Here is an 11,838-nt window from a genome sequence, read left to right as displayed (position 1 = left end):
CCAACCACTCGTTCGGTCTTTTCAAAATCTCAGTCCCACTGCGGCCAGCACGGTCCACGGCTCGCCGAAAAAGAGAATCGGCGAGGCGTAGGCGGCCGCATCCGCCCGGACAACCACCGAGATGTCGAGTTGATCGCCGAGATTCTCGGCAATCTGGAAGAAAAAGGCTCGGAGGTTCTGCCCGGCGGTTTCTTCGCATTGGAGTCGTGTGGCGAGGAACCGTCGCAAATCCAGCGTACAGGATTCGAAGGCTCGCAGCAGATCGCCTTGGCTCACGGAAACGACTCTCCCCACTACGGTGACGCACGAACAATGCCGGAAGTGTAGGCGACCGGCGGAGAACAAGGGAATGTTCAGTTTCCGGAAAAAGGAAGGGAGCCACCCAGCCGGACTATGACAAGGATGAGGAAACAACCTGCATGATTCGTCTTATAGAAGTAAAGGTCACTGTCGTCATCACTGGAATGTTATCACAGAAGGATGGACGAGCACGTGAGAACAAACCGCCCACCTATGTGTTCTGTTGAGCCGAACCTGATCATTCAGGAGAACATCGCCCGACTTCGTTCGACCCGGGGGTGTTCGTCTCGGAAGTGGAGCCGTCCGCGTGAGCGGATCCTTAACGCATTTCTCTCGCAAAATCACATCACCGTTCATGAACTCTACGGCCTGCTTACTATCAAGGGCCAACGAGTTTCTCTGAGTACGATTTATCGAACGATGGGCATGCTCTGTAAGATGGGTATCGCCCGGCGCCGGCGTTTCGGAGAAGAGGCTCAGTACGATAACCTCTCGTCAAAGGGCGACCATGACCACCTGATCTGTACCGACTGCGGCGCAATCCTGGAGTTCCATGATGTCGCCATCGACAATCTGCGACATAAAATCGCCGCCGCTCATGGGTTTTCTCTGACCGCGCAGAACCTTGAGCTATATGGGCTTTGCTCGAAATGCAGGTTCTCCGGCGTGAATGTCGCGCAATCGCGCCGTCCAGTGAGCTTCCGTTCGTCCCGTCAGTGCCTCCCCTTTCCTCTGAATCAGACTATTCAGTCGAATTGAGTGGGACATGATGCCGAGCGTCATGCCGTGGCTTCATGTTCCAGCCCTGAAAGGTTTCTTTCGCTAAAGCACCTTCCAACCTTCTCTGTCGAACGGGGCCTGGCCTGCACAATGGCTCTTACCCGGATGAGAATTGTCACGCCGTCGTTCGCCCATCGCCGCCCAGGTCCGCAAACGCTGTTTCCAGTTCGGGCAGATATTCACGGTAAGTTCGCCAGCGGCCGACGGAACGGTTGTAGATCGGCTGCCGCACCTGCCAACGGCTGGGCGTTTGCACGGCTCGATCGACTTGATGGAAGTCGAGGCAGCGCTCGTCCCAGGGTACTTTCAGAAACGCCATGATTCGACGTGACTGTTTTTCGAGATCCGCCACCGTGTCCTCGTACTGAATGTCCAGGATCTGTAACGGGAGGCTGCCGTGCCAATGCGCCATCAACCGGCGATATTCGGTCATGAAATGAGCCAGGTCTTCGAAGTCCGTGGCATACGTCTGATCGCGATTGAAATTCTCCATCCAGATCGAGAGGGCGTTGTCGCGTGGGTCGCGCCGGCAATGGAGCACACGGGCATTCGGGAAGAGTAGCGCGGCAAAGGCCAGATGAAAAAAGTTCAGCGGCTGCTTGTCGCTGATGCGCCGGGAATTTGCTGGGGCACTGTGCCGCAACGCGGCCAAATATTCATGGGCGAATCGGTGGCCGGTCATGGTATCGTCCAACCGCAGAGCGGCCTGCCAAGGGGCAGCATCGGCTCCTTCAAGGGATTTCGCTGCGAGCCGGGCCAGGTCGGGCAACTCGCCCGCGCCATGTAGGAGTGGATGGGCTGAGAGAATCTGTTCTGTCAGGGTCGTGCCGGAGCGTGGTAATCCGACGATGAACACCGGTTGATCGGTGCCGATGCCGATATGGCGGCGTGCCACAAAAAACTCGGCGGGATACGCGTCGATGATCGCGTCGATTCGAGCGGTGAGGGTCGGGCGATTGAATGATCCGGCTGCGGTCCGCCTCGCCGCATTGGCCCGTATCCCAGCCGAGGCGGCTTCACGGAAGCGGCCGCGCCTGTCATACCATTTCGTCAAACCATACCCCATCAGAGCTTTTGCTTCGGGTGAGCCATCCGTTCTGTCAAGCGCCGGCTCCAATTGATCGATCCATTCTTGACCGTCGTCGTTTTTCGCGAACGCCAGATAGTGGCCGAGCGCCAAGGCATGCCCTGGTTGCCGCTCCAGAACATTCCGATAGCAGCTCAACGCCACATCCGCCTGACCGAGATCCTCCAAGGTACGTCCCAGCCCGAACCAGCTCTCGACATTGTCGGGATCGAGTGAGAGAGACCGCCGAAACAACGATTCGGCCCGATCGACGTCTCCTCGATGAGAAAGCTCCTGCGCCAGGCGGGTGTGAGTTTTCGCCATTGACGGATCATAGGCAACCGCCCGTTCGAAACAACCAATCGCGTCTTCCAACTGTCTGGCGTCAACCAACAAGTTCCCGAGGCTCAAGTAGGTCTCGGCTCGAGTCGGATCGATGAGCAGCGCCTGCTTCAAGGCGTCAAATGCGCGCTGTGTCCGCCCCGTCTGCCGGAGAGCCAGGCCCAAGTTGTGCCAGCCGTCGGCATAATCCGGAACGAGTTCGACGGCCTTTTCGAAACACGAAACGGCTTCACCCATATGTCCGGACAAGACACGGATTCGACCCAGATCGGACCAGACGCGGGGATCGTCCGGCGCCAATACCGTGGCACGGGCCGCGATGTTGAGGGCGCCCTCACGATTGCCCAACATCATCAGGACGTGCCCCAAATACCGATGAGCATCCGGGTCATCCGGCAGCGTGCGCAGATGTTCCTCGCACAGCCTCTTGGCGGCGACAGGATCGTTGCGGTCCAGCGCCGCTTGGATGGAGGCTCGTAGCGATTGATCGGACGTCTCGTGCCCCTCAAGATCAGAAGAGGAATATCGCATTCCCATCGCTATCTGCTCCTGTCCCAATAGAACAACATGGCATCCGCCTATCATATTTCGGCGGACAGCGCTTTCCCTCTCTATAGGAGAGACCATAGGAGCGACGATGCGCCTCTCGGAACAGACACCATAGAGGCATACCGCTGACCTTAGCCCGCTTATTCATGACGGTTCGTCATTGCAGTAGAAGCGTTCATGAATAATGCGGGTTAGAGCGATTCTTCCAATCGGTGGCGGCAATGGGCCATCGCTTTGATGATGTGCTTTTCCACCATGCTCTTGGTGATGCCCAACTGTGCGGCGATCTCCGCATGCGAGCGCTCCTTGAATTTATGAAGGAGAAAAACCTGACGGCATTTCGGAGGCAACTCTTGAATCGCGCGACAGAGAAGCTCCACTTGCTCCTTTACCTCCACGATGGTGTCCTGATCGGCCGATACGATCAGGACCTCTTGAATCTCTTGTGATTCGAGCGACTCTTCGGCTTGCCGTCTCTGTTTGCGGAACAGATCAACGGAGAGATTCCATGCAGTCTTATACAGAAATGCCCGCGGGTGCTCCACGCGAGCATCCGGCTGCTGACTCAACACGCGAAGGAATGTCTCTTGCGCGACATCCATGGCTTGATCCCGTGAGCGTAGCTTCCTTGTGAGATGGGCGACGAGTTCGTCGTAATAATCCCGAAACAATTGAAAGCGGTTGGCAGTGATGGAATGACATTCCCCCATGCTGGGCACCTACGCATGAGCCCAATATCGCGGCGCAGGCAGTACGGCTGTTGTCTTCACCATAGCTGAAGCGTGCTGTTGTGAGCCATGTTTGCTTTCCGGATGGAAAAGCAATCAGACGAAAAACGTGGCGACTACTCGCGGAACATTCATCACACCATGCTCAGTGCCCATATACGGGGCCAAGTAGAGGAAATGCCGCATTAGATCATGTTGGATGATGTTCCAGTTTCCGGAAAACAGCCTGCTACGTAGATTTTTCCTGAGCGGACCTGAGGCTCTGCCCGATGATCGGCGTCTACACCGATATGGGGCGAGCCGACAGGACCGTGGATGGAAGTGTATCGCACTTGATTTGTCCTGGCATCAAGGCGAGGCATGATCACCTCCACAAGAAGACGAGTGCCACAAAGCGAGCGATGAAGTGAATCTCATACGCTTTCTTCTTCAAAGATCCTGGCGTTTGGTGGCGTCGTCCATCGTGGTCGGGATATTCAGCGGATTGGCAAGTGCCGGCATTATCGCCTTCGTCAATGCGGCGATGGAGTCGACGGAGCATGGTGCAATCGTGGCATGGAGTTTCCTCGGGCTGGCCGTCGTGGTCGTTGTCTCGAAAGCCGTTTCCGAGCTGCTTCTCGTCCGACTCGGTCAGGAAGCGATTGCCGATTTGCGCATGCATCTGAGCCGGGAAATCTTGAGCGCGCCCCTGAGGCATGTGGAGCAATTAGGCCAGCATCGCTTACTGGCCGCGCTCAATGATGATGCAGCGGTCATCGCCAACGCGTACGTGAATTTGCCGCTCATCTGCATCAATGCGGCGACGGTCCTGGGTTGTTTGGCCTACTTGGGATGGTTGTCCCGCCCCCTGCTTCTTGCGACCCTGATGTTAATGGCCATCGGGGCCGCTCTGTTTCAGGCGTTTGAGCGGAAGGCTCTGCGGCACTTAAAGGATGCGCGTGAAACGAACGATACGCTCTTCCACAACTTTCGGTCGATCATGAAAGGCATCAAGGAGCTGAAGTTGCATCGCGAGCGACGCCACGCCTTCGTCACAACCGTACTTCAACCCACGGTGACGGCATACAAACGGGACTTCTTGATGGGCATGTGGCTGTATTCCATCGCATCAAGTTGGGGAATGTTCCTGTTCTACGGCGTGATCGGAGCGGTGCTGTTCGTGCTCGCTCCGTGGCTGAGTCTGCCTCCGGCGACCGTGACCGGCGCCATGCTGATCGTGCTCTACATGATGGGGCCCTTCGCCCAGATCATGGAAATGCTTCAGAGTGTAGGCCGGGCAAATGTCGCACTGAAGAAGGTGCAGGACTTGGGGTTGTCGCTGGCTGAGTCGAACGATACGGAGAGCGGGGCGAAACCCGGCGCGCCGACAAAGCATGCCATTGGTTCGTTGCGCGGGGGCGAATGGCGGCGTCTGCAATTGGCCAGTGTGACCCATCGCTACTATCGTGAGCACGAAGAGGAAAGTTTTTGCCTCGGACCGATCGATCTGGCGGTGTCCCGCGGCGAGATCGTCTTCCTCATCGGCGGAAACGGAAGCGGCAAAACCTCGCTCGTACTCTTGCTCCTCGGACTCTATACGCCGGAGTCCGGTGAAATTCGGCTCGACGACATTCCGATCGATGAAACCAATCGGGAGCAATATCGGCAACTGTTTTCCGTCGTGTTTTCCGAGTTTCACCTGTTCGAGACATTATTGGGCCTCTCGCATCACGATCTTGACGGCCAGGCGCGGACGTATCTGGACCGGCTGCAACTCAGTTCCAAGGTGTACGCAAGGAACGGGGTGCTCTCGACCTTGGCGCTTTCGCAGGGGCAACGGAAGCGATTGGCCCTGTTGACCGCCTATCTCGAAGATCGGCCGATCTATGTGTTCGATGAATGGGCGGCGGACCAGGACCCGGTATTCAGAAAGGTGTTCTACACGGAGTTGCTTCCGGATTTGAAAGCCCGCGGCAAAACCGTGCTCGTGATCACGCATGATGACCACTATTTTTTCGTGGCCGACCGCTGCATCCGCATGGATTTTGGACGAATCGTCGATATCGTCGACGGGAAGAGTCACGTGAACGGGTCTGTTCCAAGAAGCGCAGTATTGGCTGCGCCTATCGAATAGGAGTTTCCCATGATCGTTCCGTTCGATGAAATGTGGCGGGAATTGCCGACGGGTGCGAATACATCGTGTGACGAATTGGAGGTGGACCCATATCTCGAAAGACAAGCGGCGCGTGAATCGAATGCCCGGAGTTATCCGCGGCGCCTCCCGGTGGCGCTGCGAAAGGGCAAAGGAATTTATGTCCAGGACACGAAAGGCAATACGTATATCGATTGTCTGGCCGGTGCGGGAGCCTTGGCGCTGGGACATAACCATCCGGTTATCAGCGATGCCATCCAGCAAGCCCTGCACGAGAAGCTTCCGTTCCAAACCTTGGATCTCACCACCCCCGTCAAGGACGATTTTACCGAGCGGCTTTTGTCATGTCTGCCGGAGTCATTTGCGGGCGATGCCCGCATTCAATTCTGCGGACCTTCGGGTGCCGACGCCGTCGAGGCGGCGATCAAGCTCGTTAAGACCGCTACGGGGCGACGCGCCATTCTTTCGTTCCATGGGGGCTATCACGGCATGACGCACGGCGCGTTGAGCCTCACGGGGTGTCTCTCGCCGAAGGAGGCGGTAGGCGGGTTGATGTCGGACGTCCATTTCTTGCCCTTTCCCTACGACTACCGATGTCCCTTCGGAACCGGCGGTGAAGCGGGACATCGCTTGTCCAGCGGCTACATCGAGCGGCTACTCGATGACCCGAACAGCGGCATCGTGAGGCCGGCGGCGATGATCGTCGAGGTGGTGCAGGGGGAAGGCGGCGTCGTTCCCGCTCCCGATGATTGGTTGCGCGAGATTCGCCGTATCACCCAGGAACGCAAGATTCCTCTGATCATTGATGAAGTGCAGACCGGACTGGGGCGGACGGGCACGCTCTTCGCGTTCGAGCGAGCGGGAATCGTTCCGGACGTGGTGGTTTTGTCCAAAGCGATCGGCGGGGGATTGCCCTTGAGCGTCGTGGTGTACAAGGCGGAACTGGATCGCTGGTCGGCCGGCGCTCACGCGGGAACGTTTCGGGGCAATCAGTTGGCCATGGCGGCGGGCATCGCCACGATGGAATTCGTTCAGAAGCAGCGAGTGCACCACCATGCGGGGGCGATGGGAGAGCGGCTGGTCGAGCGGCTTCGCCAGGTGCAGCGCGAGTGTCCCATCCTGGGAGACGTCCGCGGCCGCGGGCTCATGATCGGTGCGGAAATCGTCGATCCGTTTGCCGAACCGGACCACAGAGGAATCTATCCTGCCGATGCCGCAATGGCCCGCAGCATTCAGGCGCAGGCGTTGCGCCGAGGACTGATCGTCGAGTTGGGTGGACGCCATGACGCCGTGGTTCGTTTTCTTCCGCCCTTGATTGTCACGCCGGAAGAGATCGACAAGATTGCGAGGATTGTTTCGGATGCCGTCAAGGCTGCAACCGGCGAGCAGGCATGAAATACACCGTTCGCATCGCGCTGGCCATGATCGCCATTCTGGCGGTTGCAGGATTGTGGGGCATCATGACCCTGCAGGCATCGCTTCCCGTGCTGGATGGCACCGCCTCGGTCGAGGGATTAGCGGCGCCCGTGTCGATCACATCGGACGAGTATGGTGTGCCGACCATCGTCGCTGAGTCCCGCGCGGATGCGTTGAGAGCGCTCGGCTATGTCACCGCGCGGGACCGCCTCTTTCAGATGGATCTCCTGCGGAGAAGCACGGCCGGAGAATTGGCCGAGATTCTTGGTCGCGCGGCCGTCGCGAACGACATCAAGCAACGACGACTCGGTCTGCACCAGGCGGCTCGTGCGATTTATGACCGCCTGCCGATTGACCAACGGGAGGCCGTGGAGGCCTATACGCAGGGTATCAATAGTTTTCTCGCGCAGGCAATGGCGTTGCCGCCTGAGTTTCTCTTGCTCGGGTACGCCCCCCAACCCTGGCATCAAACGGATTCGCTGCTCGTCGTTCTCGCTATGTTTCAAATGCTGAATCTCTATGAGGACGATGAACGTATGCGGACCGTCATGGCCAAGGCGCTCCCTCCGAGCGTGGTGTCCTTCTTATTGCCCGATGTCGATCTGTATACGCATGCCGTCTTACACGAGACAGACCCGGATCGATTCCATGTGTCCATACCGGTGAAAGAGTTGGCGGCAATGCGCCGGCCGCCTGGCTCCGATCAATCACGCTACGCCGACGTCATTCGCGAGAAGCCTGTCGTTGGGTCCAATGGGTGGGTTCTTGCCGGCGGGCGCGCCGCCGGCGGGCGCGCCATGCTGGCGAACGATATGCACTTGGACATGACGATTCCCAATACCTGGTATCGCGTCCGCCTGCACTATGAGGATGTGGACATGATGGGCCTCGTCATTCCAGGTATTCCCGTGGTTGTCGTCGGAACGAATGGTCATGTGGCGTGGGGAGTTACGAACGTTGAAGGCGATTTTGTCGACTTGGTGCGGCTCGATCTGAATCGGGATGACCCCAATCAGTATAAGACCCCCTATGGGTGGCGCCGCTTCGAGGGCAGGCGCGAAGTTATCACAGTCAAGGGCGCGCCCGATGAGATCGTCTACTGTATGGATACGGTGTGGGGTCCGGTGGCCGAGCAGCCGTTGCTCGGACACAAGGTTGCCGTGCGCTGGACCGGTCTCGATCCGGACGCCGTCGATATCGGACTCTTGCATATGGACGGCGCGCGCACTGTGAACGACGCGCTGGATGTCATGAATCGGGCAAAGGGACCGGCGAACAACGTTTTGCTGGCCGATGCCGACGGACACATCGCCTGGACCTTCACGGGAAAGATTCCAGTTCGGCGCGGATTTGACGGATCGGTCAGCGTGTCCTGGGCGGATGGGGAGAAGGGCTGGGCTGGGTATGTCCCCGCCGAGGACCTGCCTCGCATCATCGATCCGCCGTCCGGGTTCATCGTCAGTGCCAACCAGCGCATGCTCGTGCAGTATCCGTATACCGTGGGACATTCCTTCGTCGGCGGCTATCGTGCCTATCGGATTGCGGAGCAGCTGCGCGGCATGCGGCAGGCGCAAGAACCTGATCTGTTGCGGATCCAACTGGATACGAAGAGCGAGGTCTACGAGTTTTATCGTCGGATCGCGCGTGAAGTCCTGACCGATGAGGCGGTGCGGAGCAATTCCGGCCTCGCCCCGTTGCGCCGAGCCGTCGATGCCTGGGACGGTCATGCCGACATCGACAGCGTCGGGTACGACTTCCTCATCCAATTTCGCGATGTCTTGGCTCGATCGATCTTCATGCCGTTGTTGGAACGATGTCGAGCCGAGGATCGACAGTTTACCTATGTCGGGGGGATGGAAACCCCGTTGCGCGCGCTATTGACCGCTCGAGTCCCCGAGTTGTCTCCCACCGGTCAAGGCGCGGATGCCTGGCGATCGTTCCTCATCGACGCACTGGAGCGGACTTGGCGGGATCTCCAAAACCACTACGGCGTATCACCGGAGAACATCACGTGGGGCCGGATCAACCGGCTGCAGATTCAACATCCCTTGAGTGGAGCGCTGCCGGGGCTTTCGTGGCTGCTCGACATGCCGGACAGTGAATCGCCTGGCTGTGACTCTTGTGTGCGGGTGCTGAGCGGAAGAGTGTCCGCCACCGAGCGCCTCGTGGTTTCGCCGGGAAAGGTGGAAGACGGCATTTTGCATATGCCGGGCGGGCAGTCCGGTCATCCGCTGTCACCTCATTACCGCGATCAACAGCAAGCCTGGAGCCAGGGGACAGCTCTGCCTTTTATCGGGTTGCTGCCCCGACATATGTTGACCCTGGTTCCGTTTAGTTCACTGAGCTGAGTTAGAAAGATGGGAGCGGTGAATGTCGCCATTCACCGCCGATGAATGCTCATGCAGTTACAACACCGGGGAGGAAATTATGAGTCGCGATGAACAGGACGACACGACGATCTACAAGGTGGTGATCAACCACGAGGAGCAATATTCCATCTGGCCGGAATACAAAGCCAACCCGGCAGGCTGGCGAGATGCGGGAAAAACCGGTCTCAAAGGCGACTGTTTGGCCTACATCACAAAGGTCTGGACGGACATGCGTCCCTTAAGCCTGCGGAAATGGATGGACGAGCAAGCCAACGTCAACGAGGCCACCGTCTAATGTTGACCGTGCAATCCCGCTCACCACGATGGGTCGTGCCGGTTCGCGCCATGAAGGGCAACATCCGGCTCTTTTGCGTGCCCTACGCCGGCGGTGGGCCGTCTGTGTTTCGAACTTGGCCGGACGAAATATCCTCCGACGTCGAAATCTGGTCTGTCCATCTTCCCGGAAGGGAGGCACGGGTCAATGAGCCGGCAATCGCGGACTTGCGGCCGTTGATTGGAGCCTTGAGCGGGGCGATCGAGCCATATCTGGATCGCCGCTACGCACTGTTTGGTCACAGTATCGGTGCATTGATCGCGTTCGAGCTGGCGCGTGAGATATGCCGGCGTGGGAGGCTCATGCCCGATCATTTATTCGTGTCCGCCTGTCCTGCGCCTCAGCTTGCCGATACGGATCGAATCTCCGATCTGCCGGAGCACGACTTTATCAACCGGCTGCAGCAATTCAACGGAACACCGCCGGAGGTCATGACTCATCCCGAACTAATGGCGCTGATGGTCCCGACCCTGCGGGCGGACTTCGCGTTGCGGGATACGTACCGCCATGTGACTGCCCCACCCCTAAAGTGCTCAATTTCGGCCTTCGCAGGCAGGGACGACACCACCGTCAAGCTGGAAGCCATTGAGGCCTGGCGTGAACAGACTGGTCGGCGGTTTCGCCTGTGGGTCTTGCCCGGTGATCATTTCTTTCTCCGAGATGCTCGAAACCCTCTTGTGAGTATCGTGTCTCGCGTACTGCTGCAGGAGGGATGTGAAACGCAAATACCACATAAATGAGAAGCAGCATGGTCGGATCGGTACAGCGGGTTCCATTTCTTGTTGGTGCGTGGAGGATCAACCGATGAGTTCGTCTAGCGATATAAGCGCGACTGCGCCTCCTCTGTTGTCGAAAAGCTTTCTTTCGTCCGGCAGCCGGCTTCCGCTGGTGGTCGAGCCGAATGGCGATCAGGATTTTCACGTGCGTCTGGACGGACTGCGTGCATGGGTTCATGCCTATCTGCCGAGGTTCGGCGGGATGCTGTTCCGGGGCTTCCGTGTCGATTCGACGGAGGCTTTTGAACGGATGGTCAAGCAGGTGACGCCCGATTTATTGGGGTATGAGTTCCGTTCCACGCCCCGCTCGCACGTGGCCGACCGGATTTACACCTCCACGGAATATCCGGCCCACCAACACATTCCGCTTCATAATGAAAATGCCTATACGACCGAATGGCCGATGAAGATCTGGTTTTGCTGCGTGGTGGCGGCGCAGGAAGGCGGTGCGACGCCGATTGCCGACAGCCGCGAAGTGTTCAATCGTATTCCGGCAAAGATCAGAAACCGATTCATCGAGAAGAAGGTCATGTATGTGCGGAATTATGGAAACGGGCTCGACTTGCCCTGGGAAAAAGTCTTCAACACGTCCGACCGTGGTGAAGTGGACCGGTTTTGCAGGCGGGCGGGCATTCACCACGAATGGAAGAAGGACGGCGAGCTTCGTACCCGTCATGTCTGTCAAGCCATGGCGGTGCATCCGCAGACGGGTGAAGCGGTTTGGTTCAATCAGGCCCATCTCTTTCATGTTTCGAATCTGGAGCCGGGGGTTCGGGCATCGCTGCTTGAGGTGGTGAGCGAGGAAGATCTGCCGCGACAGACCTACTATGGAGATGGCAGTGCCATCGAAGACTCAATCCTGGATGAGATTCGAGAGGTGTATCGAAGCGGCGCCGTCGAATGTCCCTGGCAGGCGGGGGACGTCATGCTGTTGGACAACATGCTGGCTGCGCACGGGCGAGCACCGTTTAGGGGACCACGCAAGGTTCTGGTCGCGATGGCGGAGCCCTGCTCGGCCGCGGTTGTCGGTCAATCGGTTTGATGGGT

At 58.3% G+C, this 11,838-nt stretch carries 10 protein-coding genes; 7 read left to right on the top strand and 3 right to left on the bottom strand.

The genetic code is table 11. The features are described 5' to 3' along the window. Positions 1–21 precede the first annotated feature (21 nt). Positions 22–276, bottom strand: a complete 255-nt coding sequence (locus ACWGXE_RS17920; RefSeq protein ID WP_447599380.1) for a hypothetical protein — start codon at positions 274–276, stop codon at positions 22–24. Positions 277–480: 204 nt separating this feature from the next. Between ACWGXE_RS17920 and ACWGXE_RS17915 the strand changes: the two genes are divergently transcribed. Then, entirely contained in the window at positions 481–1,059 is a 579-nt protein-coding gene (locus ACWGXE_RS17915) for a Fur family transcriptional regulator (RefSeq protein ID WP_447599379.1), read from the top strand. Between the two features lie 136 nt (positions 1,060–1,195). On the opposite strand, the gene ACWGXE_RS17910 is transcribed toward ACWGXE_RS17915, so the two are convergent. Both ACWGXE_RS17910 and ACWGXE_RS17905 read right to left on the bottom strand, forming a co-directional pair. Further along, complete coding sequence (locus ACWGXE_RS17910; protein WP_447599378.1) at positions 1,196–3,025, bottom strand: tetratricopeptide repeat-containing sulfotransferase family protein; 1,830 nt, start codon at positions 3,023–3,025, stop codon at positions 1,196–1,198. A 203-nt stretch (positions 3,026–3,228) separates the two neighbouring features. Then, on the bottom strand, positions 3,229–3,747 hold the full coding sequence (locus tag ACWGXE_RS17905; protein WP_447599377.1) for a sigma-70 family RNA polymerase sigma factor: 519 nt from the start codon (positions 3,745–3,747) through the stop codon (positions 3,229–3,231). A 424-nt stretch (positions 3,748–4,171) separates the two neighbouring features. On the opposite strand from ACWGXE_RS17905, the gene ACWGXE_RS17900 reads away from it, so the two are divergent. The 6 genes from ACWGXE_RS17900 to ACWGXE_RS17875 all read left to right on the top strand — a co-directional run bounded on the left by ACWGXE_RS17900 (position 4,172) and on the right by ACWGXE_RS17875 (position 11,833). Then, positions 4,172–5,878 carry a cyclic peptide export ABC transporter gene (locus tag ACWGXE_RS17900; protein ID WP_447599375.1) on the top strand — a complete coding sequence of 569 codons (1,707 nt, stop codon included), beginning with the start codon at positions 4,172–4,174 and terminating at the stop codon, positions 5,876–5,878. Between the two features lie 9 nt (positions 5,879–5,887). After that, positions 5,888–7,291: a diaminobutyrate--2-oxoglutarate transaminase gene (locus ACWGXE_RS17895; protein WP_447599374.1), complete on the top strand. Its 1,404-nt coding sequence runs from the start codon at positions 5,888–5,890 to the stop codon at positions 7,289–7,291. Further along, the gene (locus tag ACWGXE_RS17890; protein ID WP_447599373.1) at positions 7,288–9,660 is read left to right on the top strand and encodes a penicillin acylase family protein; all 2,373 of its coding nucleotides are present in this window, start codon (positions 7,288–7,290) and stop codon (positions 9,658–9,660) included. Before ACWGXE_RS17895 ends, ACWGXE_RS17890 begins: the two co-directional genes overlap by 4 nt. 79 nt (positions 9,661–9,739) lie before the next feature. Beyond that, positions 9,740–9,976: an MbtH family protein gene (locus tag ACWGXE_RS17885; protein WP_447599372.1), complete on the top strand. Its 237-nt coding sequence runs from the start codon at positions 9,740–9,742 to the stop codon at positions 9,974–9,976. After that, positions 9,976–10,755, top strand: coding sequence for a thioesterase II family protein (locus ACWGXE_RS17880; RefSeq protein ID WP_447599371.1), 780 nt, complete (start codon positions 9,976–9,978; stop codon positions 10,753–10,755). The genes ACWGXE_RS17885 and ACWGXE_RS17880 overlap by 1 nt, the downstream gene beginning before the upstream one ends. Before the next feature lie 64 nt (positions 10,756–10,819). Next, the gene (locus ACWGXE_RS17875) at positions 10,820–11,833 is read left to right on the top strand and encodes a TauD/TfdA family dioxygenase (protein WP_447599369.1); all 1,014 of its coding nucleotides are present in this window, start codon (positions 10,820–10,822) and stop codon (positions 11,831–11,833) included. The last annotated feature ends 5 nt before the right edge of the window (positions 11,834–11,838 follow it).

This window comes from Nitrospira sp. Nam80 (assembly GCF_965152575.1).
Note: the sequence above shows the minus strand (reverse complement) of the source record. Positions and strands in the feature narration are given on the sequence as shown.